The organism is Sphingobacterium sp. SG20118 (assembly GCF_044740685.1).
Taxonomy (GTDB): Bacteria; Bacteroidota; Bacteroidia; order Sphingobacteriales; family Sphingobacteriaceae; genus Sphingobacterium.
In genome coordinates, this window is sequence record NZ_CP172826.1 from 3,257,330 (window position 1) to 3,277,201 (window position 19,872).

Sequence of the window (19,872 nt, forward strand, 5' to 3'; positions counted from 1 at the left end):
CTTTAGCTTTAGATTCGGGGATGATTTGCAATGTACTTCCATGAGAAACCACCCTTGAACATGAGGTCTTTACTGTAAATGATTTTCCCTGGATTCAATTTTGCAGGTTCTAGTTTTCCTGTACTTGGCGCCGGGATATTAGGATCCAAACCCGAAACCCCATAGCCCTCTGGTATTGGCGGCAGATTGTTTAGACCATCATACCAATTGATATCAACAGCAGGCATCCTTTTTCTTTTTGGAAAATGAAAATTCAATGTCGATGACATCGGGAAGAAATAAGAATTATGTCCATCCAGGTTTACAGCAGACACTTCAGTAGGTAGTCCAAGATTTAGAAACTCATGTGCCGTATCCAATATATGCGCTCCCCAATCCCCCAAAGCCCCCATACCAAAATCATACCAGCAGCGCCATTGTCCATTGACAAAATCCTTATTATAATCATGTCCCATCGTCTGCATCTGCCAAAGTTCCCAATCTAGTGTCTGTGGACTTGTTTCTGCTGCCGGAAATCCTTTCATATTGACATTCCAGCCATGCCATCTACGAGGCATATTCATATGTGCATCTATACGGGTCACATCTTTGATAATTCCAGCATCCTCCCATGCTTTAAATTGAAAATAATTGGCTTCCGAATGCCCTTGATTTCCCATTTGAGTTACTATCTTAGGTGTTTTCCTAGCCTTGTTAGTCATCAATTCTACTTCATGAAACGTTCTGGCCATCGGTTTTTCAACATATACGTGTTTACCAAGATCCAATGCCAACATGGTGATGGCAAAATGAGAAAAATCAGGAGTTCCGATACTTACAGCATCGATCTGATTGGACATTTTATCAAACATCACCCTAAAATCTTGAAACCTTGATGCGTCAGGAAACATCGAAAGAATCTCTTCTGTCTGTTTTGCACCAAGATCAACATCACAAAGCGCAACGATATTGCATAACCCTGTTGCATATAAGGCTTTAATGATCTCTCCTCCCCTATTTCCCAAACCTACACAAGCCAAATTGACGCGTTCATTTGGCTTGGCCAATTGAATATTTCCCAACACACTATTTGCGAATAACACCGCTCCACCCGCTAACGCTGATTTTTTTACAAAACTCCTGCGCGATAAATAATGATTCATACTCTTATAATTTAGTTACTTGTATTGATTTTTATACTACGGAATGAGACCTGATCTCCATGATCCTGCAACAAGATATATCCTTCTTTAGCCTCACCAAAATCTACCCAATCTTTATACTTACTCTTAGCTACTAAATCCTTGAATTCCTTAGACCCACGTTCATAGCTCAACATTTTAACACCATTCAAGTAGTGCTCCACTTTGTTGTCGGCAGTCACCACAACTCGACCTCTATTCCATTCCCCAATAGATCTACGTGCACGTCCATCTTGATTGGAAGTCATTAAGTCATAAAGTGAAGCTAACGTACGGTTACCATCTCTCCCCATTTTCGCATCGGGATGAAGCTTATCATCCAACACCTGATATTCCAATCCAATAGCAGATCCCTTTGTTTTTTCTTTAAGCGTCACAAAATATTTAACACCACTGTTGGCACCAGAACTAAGTTTAAATTCAAAAGATAAATCAAAAATTGCATACTTATCCTTCGTAACGATATCGCCCCCATTGGTAGATTCTGAGCCATCCGACTTCAACACTTTTAACTCGCCATTGTTCACTTCCCAACCTTTCGCCGGGAATTTATCACCATTAACGCTCCTCCAACCGTTGCTACTCTTTCCATCAAATAACAATTTGACACCACTTTTCTTTTCAGAAGCCACAACTTCGTTAGGCTTCAGGTTCACAATATAGACGTCCTTCGGAAAAGCTCTCGATTTCAGATTAGAAGTTTGTATCTTAATATTTTTGAAATACACCTTCTTTCCATCCAATTTTTCAGGAATACTATGCACCTGAAGACCGATAAATCCAGTCCGATCGATCGTATCTACCACATAAGAAACAGGGATATCGTTGACCCAAGTACGCAATTCGTCTCCAATAGCTTCGATGCGGATATGATTAAATTCCTCTTGCTTATACGCTTTTTTTGCATTTTCATTTAGATCCAATGGATATAACCAACTGCGACGAGCTTCATCATAGATACCACCCGTCCACGCCCTTTCAGATGGATCTATTTCAACCTGACGACCATATACACGACCAAGACCACCATTCGCATTCGGATCCAAGTGACTCCGTGTCTGGATACCCGAATTCGTTTGGTTTCCTTCAAGTTTTACATCCAACTCTAAAATAAAAATCACCATATTCTTTTTCTGTGATTAAAAATGAATTCGGAGTCCCTTTTGTCATACGTCCAACAATTGTTTCCCCTTCTATAGAATAAGGAGCCTTACCTCCAACAGACTTCCAACCATTGAGCGTCTTTCCATCAAACAGGTTTACCCACCCCTTCTCCTTGCTTCTATCCTCTTGAGCATGCGACAATACGCCATTACTTAATAGTGCTACAAGGAGAATCGACTTAAAAATTACATTGTTTTTCATTAGCTTATAATTAGATATTTTTATTCAACTTTATGGTTTACGTTTTTGCTTTCACTTCATTATGCTCAGCTTCCAATAGTAAGGGAATTTGATTTTTCTCAGCTCCTGGATACCCAATATTCTGATTGATTACCCCTTTGATATTCGTATTGATAGCCTTAGCAGGAATAGGCCATAACATATGATGCACGCTAACTTTGTATTCAGCCCACTTATGCTTCACACCTTTATTGTAAAAATTACTTTTAGAAACGACTCTGTCATACCAAAAATTAACACCTTCCTGCTTGATATTGGAATTAACGCCTCCTGAACCACTTATTCCCTCCAGATTATAGGTGCGTCCTCCAAATATTTCACAGGATTTTTTACTTTTCGCATAGGTATAAGCAATCCTCACCAGTTCGATATGCCTATTTTCTTCATAATAGAGCTCTCGAGCACGTTCATCCAATATCTCTCCTATATTGATATCTGCAGCAGTCAATTTGGAAGCACCGGCCCTTTCCCTAACCTCATTCATAGCTATAGCTGCTTGTCCAAGGTCATTCTTCCAATAATAACTTTCAGCCAATAATAGAAATACCTCCGCCGAACGGTAGATGTACCAAGGAGTCTCACCACCTTCCCATTGTGTCTGCAAAGGATCTGGTACAAAGATCTTATAATGTGGCCAAGAAAACCAAAGACGAATGGAGTCTTCTACGCTCATCCCTACAGGCTTAACGAAACTTTTCCCATACCATTGATTCCCGTCTTTTTTTAGCGTAGGTTCATTATATTTTAGGTCTTCCATTGTTTTCCAACTATCGCGATTCATGATGCCCCTTAGATCATTGTCTTCCTTACCCTTTCTCCAGATTTCATTGGTAGAATACCAAGTTGGACGTAATCTTCCAATTCCCCGACCATAATTTTTATTTAGATCTAACGAATTATCTTGTTCATTTTCTGCCAATACAATACTGGTCCCAGTTTTACCATCAGGAGTCTTAATACCACCATTATTCCAAAATGGAACCGCGTTGCGCATGGTCCTGATACGATCAGACCCATCCACACCTGGAAAAGAAACCACATACATCAATCCTTCCGAATTGGCGCCATCCAGTTTAGCCTCAACACTATGCAAATCAAACATTAAGTTAGTGTTTGGTTTTGACTTATTGGAGGTAAATCTATTTTTCATCAACGGATGCATTGCAACAATTTCTTTACCAACAGTAATAGCGCTGTCAAAATCCAGTAAAGCCATATTTACTTTCATCAGCAATACCCCACAAGCAGCCTTTGAAGTACGTCCCCTATCCACTCTTTCAGGGACCCATTGATAAGCAAATTCTAAATCCTTTTTCAACTTTTCTAGGATGCTCCACCGATTACTACTATAAAAATCATACTTAGGCTCATTGATTTCCTTATCGATAAAAGGCACATCTCCAAATTGATGAACTAATTTAAAATAACGGTAAGCTCTTTGAAAATATGCAGCACCAAGGACGGCATTCTTTTCTTGCTCATCTTTAAAAACTGCTACATCAATCCGCGATATAATGAGATTCGCATATTTGATTCCTTTATATCCTTCATACCAATACCAACCGACTTTCGTTCTATCGTTATTATTAAGGTCTGCATCAGGCATTAGGGCGATATCCATATCCATTTGAGGTCCCGCCTTATCGGTAGTACCTTCAACAGCGATATCCGATTGTATCATTTCAGTCAATATAGGAGGAGCATCACCAAAAAACTCATGGCGCATATTCCGTTCACAAGCGGTCAATGCAGAGTACATTCCTTTCGCATCAGACAGTGCAATATCAGGTTCATAAAAAGACAATGGCTGCGGCTTGAGCCATTCCTTACTGCAGGAGTACGTGAGCATTGTAAAAAAACCAATTGTTAGTGCAGGTATAATTTTCTTTTCAAATTTCATGATGTAACAATTATAAAGTAACGTTGAGACTCAGGTTATAAGTTCTAGGTGTCGGTATTCCATATGAATTATCAACTGTTTTCGATTCAGGATCTCCAAATTTCCAATCTTTAGTCCAATATGCTGCGTTTCTGATAGATGCCGAAACCCTCAGATTCTGAACCTGTATCGTATTCAAGATTGATTTTGGCAGATTATAGGACAATACGATATTTTCCAATCGAATAAATGATTTATCCACGTAATAAGTGCCTATATTTTTAGAACCGATACGTGCATAATCATTAATTGGATTGTCTGCCGTCCATCTTGGTAGTGCATAATCAGTACTCCGATCCGCAAAACTGTTATTGTTTGCCGCCCGATTAAAGTCATTAAATTGTCCCCAGTTGGAATACAAAAAGAAAGAAAGGCTCAAGTCGCGATAACTGAATTCATTCCGAAATGACCATCTAAATCTCGGAGACCTATACCCCTGAAATGTACGATCCTCATTCGTCATCACTTGATCGCCATTTTGATCGATATACTTAAAATCACCGGGTTGATTACCATATATTTCAGCTTCTTCCTCTTCCCCTAGCTGCCAAACGCCATTCCGTTCATAAGCCCAGATTCTATCGGGGTCCTGTCCAATAAACCACTTATTGTCAATATCATCCGCTTCCTTCTGTCCAATCACATTTCCTTGACTATCCTTAATATCGATCATATCTCCATAAAGCGATACTATCTTTCTTCGGTTTAACATAAAAATCGCAGAGGCATTCCAATTGAAATCTCCCTTTTTCAACAAGTTGCTGTTCAAAGTAATATCGAATCCCTTGTTGTTAAGTTCGCCCAAGTTTGCAGCAACACTACTAAAACCAATGATATCAGGTAAAGACCGATTGACTAAAAGATCCTGTGTCGTAGCCGTATAGAAGTCCACTGCTCCACTCAGCTTACCTTTAAATATGGAGAAATCTAACCCAGCATTGTAAGAAGCTTTTGTCTCCCACTTCAATCCTAGATTTGCCATTCTATTGACATACAATTGTGAGGATAGATAGATGTTTCCACTTTCATCAATATAGGGATGCAATCCAGAAGTCATATCCGATAAAGCTTCGTACATACCGATATCGCGATTTCCATTTTTACCCCAAGACAACCTCAGTTTACCATAATCTAGCCATGCCATATTATTCATAAATCCTTCTGAGGAGAAGTCCCAAGCAAATGCCAAGGCTGGGAAAGTGGCTCTTGGATTCTGAGAACCAAATGCCGAAAACCCATCCCTTCTAATCGAAGCAGTTAACATATACCGATCTTTCAAAGAGTAGAATAAACGGGCCATTAGCGCATCTCCAGTTTTGTAAGTATCCTCGCTTTCATTGATGGGTATAGTACCGGCCTGCAATCTATGCCAACCAAGTACATCACTTGGAACAAATTGAGAAGAGGTAGCTTTTGTTTTCCAAGCTTGTCCCTTTTCCGCATTCTGCAAAAGGGTAACCTCGAAGTTATGGATATCAAACCGTTTCTTCCATCTCAGCACATTATCCAATTGCCAATTATAGGTTTTCTTGAAAGTGCGCTCACTACTACCACCCTTGGCGGCCCATTCAGGATTTTTAGAAGAATCATGGTTGTAATATTCTTGCCATACAAATGAAGGAGTGAAATTAGATTGCAATTCAATACCAAAAGGCAAGCTGACGACTGCATACAAACTCGAATTCAAGGTATTGTACACATCTTTGCGGTCTCTAAATTGATTATCAAAGAACGGGTTGACAGGAGTTACGTCACCCGTTGGCAATCTTTGATAAATACTTGTCGGATCATCCATATTATTAGACCCATAAGGAGAAATAATGGCCGATTGGTTCCAATCTGCACTTAAAAACCCTTCGTTTCGTACTGCAAAATTGCTATTGGCACCCACCTTCAGATAAGGTGTAATTTTAGTTTCCAAATTCAGACGCGTACGAAAATTCTTGAATCGATCTCCTACGATGATCCCTTCTCTATCCACATGGTTTAACGAAAAATAGTAATTCGACGTTTCATTGCTGTTGGATACCGCAACTGAATAATCTTGTTGAATACCTTTTTGGTACACCAGATCTTGCCAGTTTGTGATTTTATTATTCAGGTAATTCTCAATTTCCGGAGTCTTCAACTCCAAACGTGACAACCAAGTCCTGACCAACTCATCTTCCGTAACAGCTGTCACAGGATCTTTTTGACTATAATTGAACCAATCCAATTGACTCACCGCAGTTAGCTTACGCGGATCCATAAACCTTTCTGGATATTGCTCTAAATAAGCGGTTGTATTTTTCCCAACCTCATAGTCATATCGATAGTTCAAAAACTCATCGGCTGTCATTACACGAGGCATTCCTGCATTCTCAACCATGCCAAAATTGCCATTAAAGGTAATCGTAGGTTTACCCTTCTTCCCCTTTTTTGTTGTGATCAAGACCACCCCATTGGCCGCCTTTGCCCCATAAACTGCAGTAGCACTGGCATCTTTTAAGATATCGATAGATTGAATATCATTGGGATTGATATCAGCAAAAGTACCATCAAAGATCACCCCATCGATTACATTCAAAGGACTATTTCCAGCTTTTAAAGTGCCATTTCCCCTAACAAGTAAATCGGCATCCCCCTTAGCGGAGTGCCCCATACCAATGACCATACCTGCGGCATTCCCACGAAGTAGATCCTGTATAGAACGAGGAGCCTCTTTTTCAAGCTTTTCAGCCTGAACGGAAGCAATTGCACCCGTGACATCTTTACGTTTAGCTGTACCATAACCAATCACGACGACCTCTTCCAAATCCTCCACATAATCTTTCAGTATCACTTTAATATCATCTTTTCCTTGCGTTTCAAGCTCTTTAGTTTCATATCCTTTATGGCTAAAGACCAAAGAAATAGTTGTCGGAGAAACAGGTATCCTGATCCTATACCTTCCATTGACGTCAGTAGCGGTTCCGATTGAAGTTCCCTTCACCTTAACACTAACCTTTTCTAAAAAATGACCGTCAGCAGATTTTACCAACCCCACGATATCCCGCTCCGAACCCTGACCATATACCTGTCCATGGAATGCGAATAGCATACTCCACAGAAAAAAAAACAATTGAAATAAATAACGAATTTCTTTCATAGGTTAAGTTTTTTAATGCAACAAAAGGTTTAATAATGAAGGGAAATAAGACCTACCTTCATCAACTGGTTATAACTTAATTAACACTAAACAATAGTATTAATTAATCTCTGACAAATGCATCAAATTTGGGTATTTATTTACGAAAACGTTTGAAAACAGGTAAAAAACATGTATTTGATGAATTAAAATTCACGAAATGCAACAACAAAATGTAAACATTATACCTTATGTTGAATATCCCGGAAATCTATTTATGAAACGAAAGAAAACAGACGTAAAACACCTCTAAAATAGATTAAAGCAAACTATACAAGAATAAAAGGAGGAAAATTAGATTGATAACAGAAAGTCAATTTTTAATGCAGATTATTCATTAGTTATGAGGAACCTCCAATAAACTTCAATTTTTCAAGGCTATATAATTTAGCAAAACAGCAATTCAAGACAGTGTTACAACCATTTAATAAATAACTATTAGTAAAAAATATACCAACCTATTTTATCAACAAATGCATTTATGCATAAATGCAGATTACAGAACTTTAGCAAAACTAATTTTCCAATAAAGCTCACGCTCAGTCGAAAAAGATTAGAATGGAAACAAACATGACGTCAATCAGTAACGATAGAAAAATTAAATCGACCATAAATTATTCATCATAATCCATGTTGTTTAAGCAAGCAAATTTATCTAAGTTTGGCCATTCTAAATCGCCCCATCTACAACTGTTTTAAAGGCTTTAGAACAAAGATATTCAGTTAAATATGAAAAGATTTCACCTTTGTTTCCTTACTGCTATATTGTTCATTACGAGCTTCAGCAGTCTTACAGCTCAAGAAGCGGACTCTACCGATACGAAAGAACTTGGACTGAGTTCTCTATTGAACGGTATTCGTCAACAACAGATCAATGACTCGTTGGAACGCGTAAAGCTACAATCAGAGATCACAAATCTAAAAACTCAAAATAGTCCAAAGAAAGAGAACTTAAAACAGCAACTCAATAACTTCGACGAGGAAAATAATATCCGAAATCAACAGCTAAAAATCAAGGTCGACTCCATCAAGAAAAACACAAAACGTTATGCTGTTGCACCTTTTCAAGACACCATATTTTATATTTACAATAAATTAGGATCATCTTTAGCTAAAGACCGTGCTCAAAATGTAGTCGCACGAATCCAAAATCTCTATGAAGATGATTTTGTAAAAGTAGACTCGTTCAAGATTGAAAACAATGAGATCAGTTCTGATATCGTCTACAAAGACTTGATCATCACCTCGATAACAGAACTTGACGCCTTACTTGAAGGAAAAAATAAAGAAGAGGTCGCCAAACAGTATTTACAGAATATCCAGCATACCATTACACAAGAAAAAGAAAACAATAGCATCACCAAATTATTAATCAGAACCGGACTGATCGTCCTCATCCTCATCGTATTTTATTTATTGATCCTGTTGATCAATAAAATGAGGGCCTACAGTGTACAGCGTATATTGACCGAACGCACCCAACGGATCAAGGATATCAAAATCAAGAATTATGTATTGGTCACCTCGGTGCAGAAAACGCGAATGTTCATCAGTATCATTGGGATTCTGCGATGGGGTCTAATTATTTTAATGGCGTTCATCGTGCTTCCGATTATTTTTAGTGTATTTCCATTTACACAGAGCTGGGCAAACAACCTCATCGGTTTATTCACCAAACCCTTGAAAAAAGCAATCTTGGCTGTTTGGACATACATCCCCAAATTGGTTACCATATTTGTTATCCTTTTTATTATGCACTATGCCGTAAAGTTTATCAAATATATATTCAATGAAATCGATAAGGGAAAGTTGGAAATGAGTGGTTTTCATCGTGAATTTGCCATGCCCACCTTTACAATCGTCCGGTTTCTACTTCATGCTTTTACATTAGTCCTCATATTTCCTTATCTCCCAGGATCAAATTCAGATATCTTCAAAGGTATTTCTGTCTTTATCGGGGTGTTGTTCTCCTTAGGATCGTCGTCTGCGATATCCAATATCATTGCAGGCCTCGTTATTACCTATATGCGTCCGTTCCGCATCGGCGACCGCATCACAATTGCAGATAAAACGGGGGTGGTCATTGAGAAATCACCTTTAGTTACCCGATTACGAACGATTAAAAATGAAGAAATTACCATTCCTAATTCTTCGATACTCTCTGGCAACACCATCAATTACTCGACATTTTCCGAGCAGGGGATTTGCTTTCAAGTCGAAGTATCGGTAGGTTATGAAGAACCTTGGGAACGGGTACATGAATTACTATTGGCCATACCTGCTCGTGTACAACGGGTAAAAACGAATCCAGCTCCTTTTGTTTTACAAAAAAAATTGGACGACTTCTATGTGCTCTATGAGTTGAATGCATTTATATCCCAATCTGGAGAAATTGAATTGGCTAAATCCGAAATCCATCAACTGATCCTCAATGATTTCTTAGCAGCAGGTATTGAAATGAACGCCCCACATTTATTTAGCAAGGTGGATTTTGTACCACAATATAAACATGTTAGTGGTGGAAAAACGGAATAACATATTGAGAAAAGACCAGGTATACTGGTCTTTTTTTTTTGTAAAGATTACCTTCTCATATTATCATGCAAAAGACTAGTAAAATGACAAGAAACCATAGGCTACAAAACAATCCTTCATTTTAAATTTCTGTCAAAACAACCTCTTTGATATAACTACTGTTTAACCAATAAGCTTTCTTTTTCTCCATCCGTCCAGATGCCGTCAGCATGAGGTCTTGAGAATCTCTAGCTTTAGGTCGAACATGACAAATCTGATCATCTGCTATTTTAATGAAGTTATCGAAACTATCCGCTGCAATTTTAGATTTAGTATCCTCCCAAAAAGCTTCGGCAATCATTAGATCAGCTAGGGGCATGGTCCAAAACTTAACCTTAAAAAGTCTCGGTACAGCACGATTATCTTGCTGAAAAACAACGAAGAAAAATCGCTTGCTCAATGCCTGATAAAAGTAAGATTCAAGCCAATCTTCATGGACTATCTCTTGATATTTTATTTGTTGGAAAGACATGCTCTCTTTCAGGTTACCGTTATGTTGCAGCATCACAGTTTTCATGGCCACCTCTCCTTTCTCGAATTCTTCAATATACTTCCCCGTCACCCCCATTATCCGATTGCAGATTACTTGATACCGGTTTTTAGCATTCGGTTTTATGTTGAGTTTAAAATGAGCGATAAGCTCCGCTTCGGACCAACCTATGTACGCTGCAAACCGTTCGACCACTAGATCCTCAAATGTCTGCCCCTGTTTATATTCACTTACCGATCGGACGATCTGCTCTCCAACTGGCGGCTCGACTTTTTCCGAAAGCTCATACTCCTCCCTACTAAGTACAGATTCACTTAGCAAGTACTCATATTCACGTTCATCAATAGCATGTTCATCACCATTTAGAGACTGTTCCACAATGAAATTGAGGTATTTAGACTTCAAAGAAAAGGCGCGTTGCATGGCAAAGTCTTCGGAAAATGGTTGGCTACGAAGGGATGCTTTTGTTGCCCCTTTGGTGCATGCTCCAAGATACATCGTGTCCCCTTCAGATAATTCATGCGCCTTACCTTCGCGAATCTTTTTCACAATGGTATTCCAGTCATCGATTATTATTTTAAGGTCTGTTTCTGGAAAACGCCATAACCTCACAATCTTGAATTGGTAATCCAATAAAGCCTTTTCTTTATCGTGTATATAGAATAGCAAAAGCAATTCCGCATTTTTTTTCCAGAACGAGCTTGTCCGAAAAACCTGCTGATGCTCTTCCATATAGTTGATGATATTAAACACCAACCTTTCCTTAGACACCAACCCTTTTTGTACAACTTTCAGTGGAGTTGTTTTAAGTTCAATACCTGCCTCTGGAAAATCAGCCTGCGCATCCGAATTGGGACGATAATCAAAATACAGATCCTCCACCATAGTGCCAAAACCTCCTTTCCCCAACCGTATGGCTACATCCGGGGCAAGTTTATCCTGTATCACCATGCGCAGGGATTTGCCTGTTAGTAATTGCGCATATTTAAGTATCGCGTATTTATCTTTCCTATCGTAGGGTAATTCGGTTGACATATCTGGTATTGGTATTAAAGCTAGTTTAAGATAACAAAAAAAGGATTTCTTACGAAATCCTTTTGATTAATTCTTTTCCTATCTTTTCGATGACCCCCACCACGAGGGCATTACCCATAAAAAATGCACGTTTCACGTCAGTTGCTTCCTTGGTATGGTTATCTGGAAACATATTGAGTCGTTCCAATTCCATGGGCGTTAATCGCCTTAATTTACCACTCTTGCAAGTGACAACATGTTTGAATCGAGAAGCTGCCGCACCGCCTTCACCCGTAATAATAGTACGAGATGGTCTGTCCAGTGCATCTGGAAATACCATAGACCCTTCAGAGTAATGATATGTAAAACCACTCGCCTTATTGGTTCGTTCTTCACTTTTGGAACCTTTTAGATAATTCCATTTATCTAAATCATCCTCATTAATGAAATAATTGCTAGGCACCTCTTCCTCAGGTATCAAAATATCTTCCAATTTACTATAGTTGCCTTGGTAATCGGGAATAGTCTTTAGTGTACAGACTTTTCTATTGATCATCAAGCCCCCATTTTCAAATGGGCTTTCCGCTATAGATTTGTTCTTATTGAATTCTTGCGTTATCGACTCAAGATCTCCTTCAAGTTCAAATTCCCTAAAATTGCTATGTTCGGTAGAAGCCGGAAATGCCTCCGCGATGACACCTTCAGATAATAACCAATCTTGAGTATCCGCTTGGAGCATCTGCTTGTAGATTGCTGAAGTTTCATGGTAGGCAACAATAAAAATCCGTCTCCTTCTCTGTGGAAAACCATACTCTGCGGCGTTGATAATGCGCCATTCGACCGCATATCCAAGATCGGATAATGAAGCCAACATAATCGCAAAGTCTCTACCTCTTTGTTTTGCTGGTGATTTCAACAATCGATCCACATTTTCCAAAAAAAGATATTTGGGCTTCTGCTCCCCTTTTTTATTTAAAATATTATATATCGACCACCATAACACCCCTTTTTTTCCTGCTATTCCACCCGAACGATTTAAGGTACTTGCTACCGAATAATCTTGGCACGGAAATCCACCAACCAAAAGATCATGGTCAGGAATTGACTGAAAATCATCTTCTATTACTGCTGCTATATCGTTATTGGAATGAGCAGTATCCGGAAAACGCAATCTATAAACCTCTGAAGCGGGTTGACTTTTTGTAGAAGGCTCCCATTGGTTGCTCCAAACAACTTGGTAGGCATTTGAAGCCTGTGTCAGGCCGAGGTGGAACCCACCAACACCCGCAAAAAGCTCAATTACCTTTATATTTTTTGCCATATGTGGTAACAAAAGTAAGGTTATCGATTTAATATTTCAAAAACTAAATCGCCAACCTGTTATATTCTATATTAAACATTTAATAACCTGAACACTAACTTATATATTAATGTTTTTTTGTTCATCATTCGCATGATCCATTTATCTCCATAACCATCGGGTATACGCGAAAATAGTCATCAGAATCTTTTTTCGACCATATGATCTACAGCAAATTCTACTGTTCTTTTGCAGGAAAATTGCACCGACCAAAATCTATACAAACTTAAAAATAAATTCTAGATAAACTAATTATTTTAGTAAAAATAATTATCAACCTATCCAATCCTTATTTGTCCCTAATTTTATTACAGGTCTTGTTTTTACTTTATCCTATTATTCTGTAATTTTAGAATATGCAGACCTATGATGACGATTCGGAGAAAATCCATGTACCACGTTTTGAAGAAAAATCGGGTTTCTATACCAGTCGGAAGCGTAGTCGCATCATGTCAAAAATAAGAGCTAAGAATTCAAAACCAGAACTGATTTTACGTAAAGCACTATGGGCAAGGAATGTCCGTTTTCGGCTTCATGACAAATCGCTTCCGGGCACCCCAGATATCGTTATCAAAAAGTATAAACTAGCTATATTTGTAGATGGCGAGTTCTGGCATGGTTTCGACTGGAAAAATAATCGCAACCGTATCAAAACCAATCGCTTATTTTGGATTCCAAAAATCGAACGCAACATGCAAAAAGATGAAAGTGTCAACCGTGCATTAAGGGATAAGGGGTATACCGTATTCCGCTTTTGGACAAGAGATATCGCCAAAAAACTACCTATTGTGCTCAATCAGATTACGCTTTTCATCGAAGCCCGAAAACTGTGGATATGACCAATTATCCCTTCCGGATCGTTAACAGCGTTTAATTAATCAGGATAGCATGCGTAATAGAGAGCACCAAGCATATGGGATTATAGATATAAGTATCTCTCCTAGCGAATATCGATTTCCGGAAACGCTTGGTTATACCAAAATATTTAAAATCACCAATAAACCGCAATAAAAAAATGACAGAAATACCCCACATTACATATAGGATATAGTTGAAAGGCACAGGCACTTTTATGATGCCATCAAAAGCCATATTCGTGAGCGCAAACACAATTAAGCCAACCGCTACTATAAAGGTTCCCAATCGACTGGGGGTAAATACTCTCATGCCACTCAATTTGGTCGGAACAGATGCAGCGATACCAACCTGACCATTAAAAACCCAGTAAAGGTGCAATAAAGCGAGAGACAAAAAAATAACAATATTTACGATTGATAATACGAATTCCATTTATTCTTTTTTTATTCTTTTATTCTAATTCAATAATAGACAAACTTAAAACAAGCGTAAAGAACCATCTTCATATTCTCCCGTTTGTTCAGGTAATAGGATCGTTTTCTGAGAATCATTCAAGTAAGTTACTTGATGCGGATACTTGCTGATATATGCTTTGATTAATTGCATCATATAATGATTACCATAGTATCGCGTCAAGGTGGAGCGAATATCCTCCATTGCATCAACTTGAGCATACTGATCCAGATAACCCATAGCATAGAAATTGCCTTGCTCGACCCAGATATAACTTTTTTCCTCTGCTGTCCTTCCCTTACCTGTGATCACGAATGTGGGCTGTTGCTCTACTAGATAATCAATAGCCAAATCCACTTTTGCATTATGTGCACCTATTTCTGGAAGATCACCATACTCATTATTGTTCCTACTTACATAAGGAACAGACGATAATCCAAAGGTGCATAACCGATGATCCAGGCCAAATGTAGTCATTAATTGACGTAAAACATGGATACCTTCACTTTCCAGGTTGAATACTTGTATACATTGGCTATGTTTCTTCAGTTTGCCAACGGCCAAATACTGGTAACCATTTACGGCTTCATACTTGAACAAACCAAATTTTGGCTCAAAACGTTTTAAAGCACGATTGTAAGCTGGCCACAATCTTTTTATTTCAGCGCACTCCAACAGCAAAGCCATCAGCTCATTGGCGCAAACCTCAAAAGTGATATGATAGATCTCTTTTAAGAAATGTTGCCGTTGCTTATTGATATTATGGCCCGTAAAATGAGATGCTACTCGCTTTTTGAGATTAATTGCCTTACCCACATAGATTACTTTTCCGTGTTGGTTCAAAAAATAATAGACTCCAGGGGTATCCGGTAATGCTTCAAAATCTTCAGGAGATAGATTAGCAGGAAAACGTTGATCGGCGGAGGTTTTCTTAAGCATTTGCTCCATCACTCCTTCATTATCCCATTGGAGCAAGTAACTGAACAAGACAGCAGTTGCATCGGCATCTCCTCCAGCACGATGGCGATTGGCAATCGGAATCGCTAGGTTATCGCACAAATTACCTAAGCTATAAGACCGTAAACCTGGTTTTATTTTCCTGCTCAATCTCACGGTACACAGTTTCCTAGCGGTCCATTTATACCCCACCTCTTCCAGCTGATGACGAATGAAGGAATAGTCAAAATTGACGTTATGCGCAACAAAAACACGTCCTTCAAGCAGATTGAATACCTGTTCTGCAATACTTGCGAAAACAGGCGCATCTGCTACCAATTCATTATTAATTCCCGTCAATCCAAAAATAGCTAAAGGAATATACTGTTCAGGATTGATAAGTGACTCCCATCGCTCTATAACCTTACCACCATCATGGATGACAATCGCAATTTCTGTCATGCGGCTACCTCGAGCATGGCCTCCAGTGGTTTCAATATCTACGATGGCATACTCCATATTTTTCAACTTATTCAATTTAATAATGATTGTTATACAATTAAAACCTGCATTCACGATTCGCAAGAATAGCTAGACAGATAAAAACCACTGAGACACGAGCGATTAAATAAGGCCAGAAATCTATCAGCAGCCATACCCTAGAAAAATAAACAAGTTCAAATGATGCACCTGTTATTCTCGATATTTTCCATTACTTTTGTTTCCAATAGAAACAATCTTGTGTTTCTAATTATAACAAATGAACGACAAAGAACCAAAAATATTTTTCGCCCGTAACCTGAAGTTCCTCCGTGAGCGCAAAAAAGTGAGTCAGACCATGCTTGGCGATGCTATCAATGTAACGCGAACGAAGCTTGCCCTTATTGAAATCGGTAAAACGAAGGCTATGGATCCAACTTTCCTATTATCCGTATCTACTTATTTCAAAATCAGTTTGGATACTTTACTAACCGTTGATATCAGTAAATTGGGCGAACTCAAAATCCGAGATCTACAAGCAGGTAATGACATTTATATCAAAGGTGGCAATCTTCGTGTTTTGGCCATCAGTGTCGATAAGACGAATAATGAAAATGTAGATTATGTACCTATCATGGGAAAGGCCGGTTATATCTCTGGAGGCTACTGTGACCCTATTTATATTGCCGACTTGCCCAAATACCATATTCCCAATCTTCCTAAAAACAATACTTATCGCACCTTTCCAATAATGGGCGACTCCATGCTCCCTTTTCCTCAAAAAATGGATATTACAGGAAAATTTATGGCAGACTGGAGAAACCATCAAACCCGAGACACTGGCTATCGTGGTCATGAGAGGTCAAGACATTGTTTTCAAATCCATCCGTATACTGGACAATGGGCTACTTCAATGCCGATCATTGAACCCCTTCTACGATACCTATACAGTACCTTTTGAGGAAATAATAGAAATTTGGGAATTCTATAGTTACCATACAGCAACCCTTCCCGAAGCACAAACAGTCATGGAAACCGTACTGCAAAGTTTGGATGATATTAAAGGACTATTATCAAAAGGGCATTAAAGATTCTTTTCCATCCACTAAACAATATCCACACAACCATTCGATCGAAATAACCATAGGTTTAGCAGTAAAATAACTTTAAATTAAGCTTTTTCCGGTTTCCCGTAAGAACAGGCTCCTATTCGTCCGTAACTTTACGAAAGCGTACATATAGCACAGGGTTTGCTACTAAGCCAGGCATAAAATGGATGGACAATAAGATCCAGCTAAACCAAAGGAAAAGAATTAAATAACGAATTATAGACCAAAATTTTGAATAAACCCTTCAAAATCCATCCGGTCGCCCCACTATCGACCAATAGTCCAATCCGTTCAAAATCACGACGAGTAGGATCGTTATACCACTTCACTATTTCAGCATTTACTACCTAAGCCCTCCTCAAATAAAAAACCGTGCTAAAGTCCCCTCAATGCCATATCACTGTCAATAAACACCTTAAATAAATCGTTTTTTATATTGTGCACAATATAGTTGTGAGAAATTTGTATATTTGCAGCACACACAAGTTAACATGAACGATCACTTAAAATTGGATAATCAGCTTTGCTTTCCGCTCTATGCATTGAGTCGGGAGATCATACAGCGTTACCGTCCTCATCTAGATGAGATCGGCATTACGTATCCACAATATCTGGTCTTGATGGTACTTTGGGAAAGCGACAAACAAACCGTCAATCAGATCGGACACAAATTATTATTGGATAGCGGTACTTTGACGCCCCTACTGAAACGTTTGGAGCAAAAGCAATTGGTAGACCGTCAACGTAGTACCGCCGACGAACGCGTTGTCGATATCACGTTAACCACAGCAGGCAGAGATTTGAAAAAAAAGGCGAAGTGCATTCCTGAGAAATTGGTCGCAGAGCTAGAGATCAGCATAGAAGAAATAGAAACCATGCGACAGATCGCTTATAAAATTTTAAAAGTAACGAGCAAATAGAAAACTTGATTGATTTAAAACATATACAAAAATGACATTAATAGAAAATTTACAGTGGCGTCATGCTACAAAAGCATACGATCCAACTAAAAAAGTAAGTAAAGAAGACATAGACAAAATCGTTGAAGCAGCACGCTTAGCTCCTACCTCATCGGGCTTACAGCCCTTTAGAATCATCGTTGTCGAAAGTCAGGAAGTACGTGAAAAACTAATTCCAGGAGCACTTAACCCGGAATGTATGCGCGACTGTTCGCATGTATTGGTTTTTGCAGCTTGGGACAAGTATACCGACGAGCGTATTGACAGCATTTACAATCGTACAACCGACGAGCGTAACCTTCCTGAAGGTCGTTTCAACAGCTACACCGATATGATTAAAAAGCTGTATGCATCGCAAAGCGAGCAAGAGCATTTCATCCATACCGCTAAGCAAACGTACATTGGCTTGGGACTTTCTTTAGCGCAAGCAGCTGAATTACGTATCGATACAACACCAGCCGAAGGTTTTAACAATGAAGTGGTAGACGAAGTACTCGACTTGGCAAGTTTGGGATTAAAAAGTGTTACCCTCATGTATGTTGGGTACCGTGACGCTGAAAAAGACTGGTTAGCACCAATGAAGAAAGTAAGAAATCCGATGGAAGATTTCGCTATCTATAAATAGTCGATTCAAGCAACAAATACCACCTATTGCAGTGAAATAGGTCCTATATAAACAAAGGGTCTGGTCAACAACCAGGCCCTTTTTGCTATCTAAAATTCCCACACGCTATTTCCATAAGCGACGCAGCTTTACTAAAGCGAATACCTACCTGCCGCATGCCATGTAAAATTGTTGTCATTTCCTTTTCTGGGATTGGGAGGCTTGCAAAACATACAGTAGCTTTAAAGGTTTAAAATAGAGAAGATCGATAATTGCAATCAAGGATGGAAAAACAAGTAAATGCCAATGAATTTGTAGAACGTTTTATGTTCGGAAGCCTGGATCATCTGAAATATATGCAATCGCCAGTCAAAATCTTCCGACTTAGTGAAATTGCACCCTATATCAAATTCCCGACACCTCCCATTTTTCTAGGTTATAATCTCATTGTCCACATTACCGAGGGGCACTTCAAGCACCAAATAGGTCCCAAAGAATATGTCGTACAGGCACCCGCCATTCTCGTGAGCAATTATGGCAATATTTCAGTTATCAAATCGGTCGACAAATCAGCCAAAGGACATTGCATATTGGTCAATGATGCTGCCATGACCTCTATCTTTAGAGAGCAAGAGCTTTTGAATATCTTTACCATTTCTCCACTTCACAACCTCACCTCCGAAGAAGACAGAGATCTCCATCAACTTTTTCGATTGCTGTATAAGGAACTACATACCGACCAGCCCTATAAAGAATTGTTCGAGAGCCTGCTTAAATCGGCATTATTAAAAATCATCAAACTTTCGGCATCCAACAAAATGCTCAATAGAAGTCAGGAAATAGCCATGCTGTTTAAGCAGCTTGTGCATAAAAACTTCTTAAAACAAAAAGAAATCAGCTTTTATGCCGACAAGCTTGCGGTATCGCCCAACTACCTGAATAGATGCGTGTCGTCCGTATTCAAAAAATCGTCCAAAGAGCTTATTTTGGAAGTTCTCGTCATGCACAGCCAATTGCTTTTATTCGAATCAACAAAAAGTATTGCGGATATCTGCTATGAGCTAGATTTCTCTGACCCTTCCTATTTTTCGCGTATTTTTAAGAAAATCGTAGGCGTTTCACCGACATCCTATCGCAACAAATCGAAATAGAAAATTGGCACTCATGCACGATTTGTCCTAGTCTTTATACTGAATCAAACAAAGAGATTGCATATTAAGGGTTATTTTTGTAAAAATAGATCGTGTATATGCAGTCAGTTTCTATAAAGATTCATGCTAAACCAAAAAATATATATTCTTTGGTTCCAAGATTTTCGTTATCTTACCTAAGTTCTTACTTTTCT

General features: G+C 38.8%; 16 protein-coding genes. 6 read left to right on the plus strand and 10 right to left on the minus strand.

Translation table 11 applies throughout. The features are described from left to right. Nucleotides 1-8: 8 nt before the first annotated feature. Genes ACFX5U_RS15125 through ACFX5U_RS15145 form a run of 5 tightly spaced genes read right to left on the minus strand, consistent with a single transcriptional unit; the run spans nucleotide 9 to nucleotide 7,651 of the window. Nucleotides 9-1,142, minus strand: a complete 1,134-nt coding sequence (locus ACFX5U_RS15125; RefSeq protein ID WP_400261253.1) for a Gfo/Idh/MocA family protein — start codon at nucleotides 1,140-1,142, stop codon at nucleotides 9-11. 11 nt (nucleotides 1,143-1,153) lie between these two features. Next, on the minus strand, nucleotides 1,154-2,305 hold the full coding sequence (locus tag ACFX5U_RS15130; RefSeq protein ID WP_400261254.1) for a DUF1080 domain-containing protein: 1,152 nt from the start codon (nucleotides 2,303-2,305) through the stop codon (nucleotides 1,154-1,156). Further along, a complete protein-coding gene (locus ACFX5U_RS15135) occupies nucleotides 2,268-2,546 on the minus strand; it encodes a family 16 glycoside hydrolase (protein ID WP_400261255.1) in 279 nt (92 codons plus the stop codon). The genes ACFX5U_RS15130 and ACFX5U_RS15135 overlap by 38 nt, the downstream gene beginning before the upstream one ends. Nucleotides 2,547-2,583: 37 nt before the next feature. Then, on the minus strand, nucleotides 2,584-4,485 hold the full coding sequence (locus ACFX5U_RS15140; RefSeq protein ID WP_400261256.1) for a RagB/SusD family nutrient uptake outer membrane protein: 1,902 nt from the start codon (nucleotides 4,483-4,485) through the stop codon (nucleotides 2,584-2,586). A gap of 10 nt (nucleotides 4,486-4,495) precedes the next feature. Beyond that, a complete protein-coding gene (locus tag ACFX5U_RS15145) occupies nucleotides 4,496-7,651 on the minus strand; it encodes a SusC/RagA family TonB-linked outer membrane protein (protein WP_400261257.1) in 3,156 nt (1,051 codons plus the stop codon). A 768-nt stretch (nucleotides 7,652-8,419) separates the two neighbouring features. Between ACFX5U_RS15145 and ACFX5U_RS15150 the strand changes: the two genes are divergently transcribed. Continuing rightward, the gene (locus tag ACFX5U_RS15150) at nucleotides 8,420-10,225 is read left to right on the plus strand and encodes a mechanosensitive ion channel family protein (RefSeq protein ID WP_400261258.1); all 1,806 of its coding nucleotides are present in this window, start codon (nucleotides 8,420-8,422) and stop codon (nucleotides 10,223-10,225) included. Nucleotides 10,226-10,346: 121 nt separating this feature from the next. On the opposite strand, the gene ACFX5U_RS15155 is transcribed toward ACFX5U_RS15150, so the two are convergent. Then, on the minus strand, nucleotides 10,347-11,789 hold the full coding sequence (locus ACFX5U_RS15155; protein WP_400261259.1) for a MutH/Sau3AI family endonuclease: 1,443 nt from the start codon (nucleotides 11,787-11,789) through the stop codon (nucleotides 10,347-10,349). Between the two features lie 49 nt (nucleotides 11,790-11,838). Beyond that, nucleotides 11,839-13,089: a DNA cytosine methyltransferase gene (locus ACFX5U_RS15160; protein WP_038699702.1), complete on the minus strand. Its 1,251-nt coding sequence runs from the start codon at nucleotides 13,087-13,089 to the stop codon at nucleotides 11,839-11,841. Between the two features lie 395 nt (nucleotides 13,090-13,484). Between ACFX5U_RS15160 and ACFX5U_RS15165 the strand changes: the two genes are divergently transcribed. Continuing rightward, nucleotides 13,485-13,967: a very short patch repair endonuclease gene (locus ACFX5U_RS15165; protein ID WP_400261260.1), complete on the plus strand. Its 483-nt coding sequence runs from the start codon at nucleotides 13,485-13,487 to the stop codon at nucleotides 13,965-13,967. 31 nt (nucleotides 13,968-13,998) lie between these two features. On the opposite strand, the gene ACFX5U_RS15170 is transcribed toward ACFX5U_RS15165, so the two are convergent. Both ACFX5U_RS15170 and ACFX5U_RS15175 read right to left on the minus strand, forming a co-directional pair. Next, on the minus strand, nucleotides 13,999-14,418 hold the full coding sequence (locus tag ACFX5U_RS15170; RefSeq protein WP_038699706.1) for a DUF3995 domain-containing protein: 420 nt from the start codon (nucleotides 14,416-14,418) through the stop codon (nucleotides 13,999-14,001). Nucleotides 14,419-14,463: 45 nt separating this feature from the next. Then, nucleotides 14,464-15,912 (minus strand): exonuclease domain-containing protein, encoded by a 1,449-nt coding sequence (locus tag ACFX5U_RS15175; RefSeq protein WP_400261261.1) that lies wholly within the window; start codon nucleotides 15,910-15,912, stop codon nucleotides 14,464-14,466. 223 nt (nucleotides 15,913-16,135) lie between these two features. On the opposite strand from ACFX5U_RS15175, the gene ACFX5U_RS15180 reads away from it, so the two are divergent. Beyond that, the gene (locus tag ACFX5U_RS15180) at nucleotides 16,136-16,816 is read left to right on the plus strand and encodes a helix-turn-helix domain-containing protein (protein WP_400261262.1); all 681 of its coding nucleotides are present in this window, start codon (nucleotides 16,136-16,138) and stop codon (nucleotides 16,814-16,816) included. A gap of 333 nt (nucleotides 16,817-17,149) precedes the next feature. Here the strand turns inward: ACFX5U_RS15180 and ACFX5U_RS15185 are convergent, their stop codons facing one another. Further along, complete coding sequence (locus ACFX5U_RS15185; protein ID WP_400261263.1) at nucleotides 17,150-17,293, minus strand: hypothetical protein; 144 nt, start codon at nucleotides 17,291-17,293, stop codon at nucleotides 17,150-17,152. A 162-nt stretch (nucleotides 17,294-17,455) separates the two neighbouring features. Here ACFX5U_RS15185 and ACFX5U_RS15190 point away from each other — a divergent pair, with 162 nt between their 5' ends. From ACFX5U_RS15190 to ACFX5U_RS15200, 3 genes are all read left to right on the plus strand, one after another. Continuing rightward, complete coding sequence (locus tag ACFX5U_RS15190; RefSeq protein ID WP_400261264.1) at nucleotides 17,456-17,884, plus strand: MarR family winged helix-turn-helix transcriptional regulator; 429 nt, start codon at nucleotides 17,456-17,458, stop codon at nucleotides 17,882-17,884. Nucleotides 17,885-17,915: 31 nt separating this feature from the next. Next, on the plus strand, nucleotides 17,916-18,548 hold the full coding sequence (locus ACFX5U_RS15195) for an NAD(P)H-dependent oxidoreductase (RefSeq protein ID WP_038699712.1): 633 nt from the start codon (nucleotides 17,916-17,918) through the stop codon (nucleotides 18,546-18,548). Nucleotides 18,549-18,811: 263 nt separating this feature from the next. Beyond that, the gene (locus tag ACFX5U_RS15200) at nucleotides 18,812-19,678 is read left to right on the plus strand and encodes an AraC family transcriptional regulator (RefSeq protein ID WP_038699714.1); all 867 of its coding nucleotides are present in this window, start codon (nucleotides 18,812-18,814) and stop codon (nucleotides 19,676-19,678) included. Nucleotides 19,679-19,872: the final 194 nt, after the last annotated feature.

Coding starts and splice junctions, on each gene's coding strand:
- ACFX5U_RS15170 (WP_038699706.1), bottom strand. CDS start 14,418: ATGGAATTCGTATTATCAATCGTAAATATTGTTATTTTTTTGTCTCTC.
- ACFX5U_RS15135 (WP_400261255.1), bottom strand. CDS start 2,546: ATGAAAAACAATGTAATTTTTAAGTCGATTCTCCTTGTAGCACTATTA.
- ACFX5U_RS15150 (WP_400261258.1), top strand. CDS start 8,420: ATGAAAAGATTTCACCTTTGTTTCCTTACTGCTATATTGTTCATTACG.
- ACFX5U_RS15190 (WP_400261264.1), top strand. CDS start 17,456: ATGAACGATCACTTAAAATTGGATAATCAGCTTTGCTTTCCGCTCTAT.
- ACFX5U_RS15200 (WP_038699714.1), top strand. CDS start 18,812: ATGGAAAAACAAGTAAATGCCAATGAATTTGTAGAACGTTTTATGTTC.
- ACFX5U_RS15180 (WP_400261262.1), top strand. CDS start 16,136: ATGAACGACAAAGAACCAAAAATATTTTTCGCCCGTAACCTGAAGTTC.
- ACFX5U_RS15140 (WP_400261256.1), bottom strand. CDS start 4,485: ATGAAATTTGAAAAGAAAATTATACCTGCACTAACAATTGGTTTTTTT.
- ACFX5U_RS15130 (WP_400261254.1), bottom strand. CDS start 2,305: ATGGTGATTTTTATTTTAGAGTTGGATGTAAAACTTGAAGGAAACCAA.
- ACFX5U_RS15145 (WP_400261257.1), bottom strand. CDS start 7,651: ATGAAAGAAATTCGTTATTTATTTCAATTGTTTTTTTTTCTGTGGAGT.
- ACFX5U_RS15125 (WP_400261253.1), bottom strand. CDS start 1,142: ATGAATCATTATTTATCGCGCAGGAGTTTTGTAAAAAAATCAGCGTTA.
- ACFX5U_RS15165 (WP_400261260.1), top strand. CDS start 13,485: ATGCAGACCTATGATGACGATTCGGAGAAAATCCATGTACCACGTTTT.
- ACFX5U_RS15160 (WP_038699702.1), bottom strand. CDS start 13,089: ATGGCAAAAAATATAAAGGTAATTGAGCTTTTTGCGGGTGTTGGTGGG.
- ACFX5U_RS15195 (WP_038699712.1), top strand. CDS start 17,916: ATGACATTAATAGAAAATTTACAGTGGCGTCATGCTACAAAAGCATAC.
- ACFX5U_RS15155 (WP_400261259.1), bottom strand. CDS start 11,789: ATGTCAACCGAATTACCCTACGATAGGAAAGATAAATACGCGATACTT.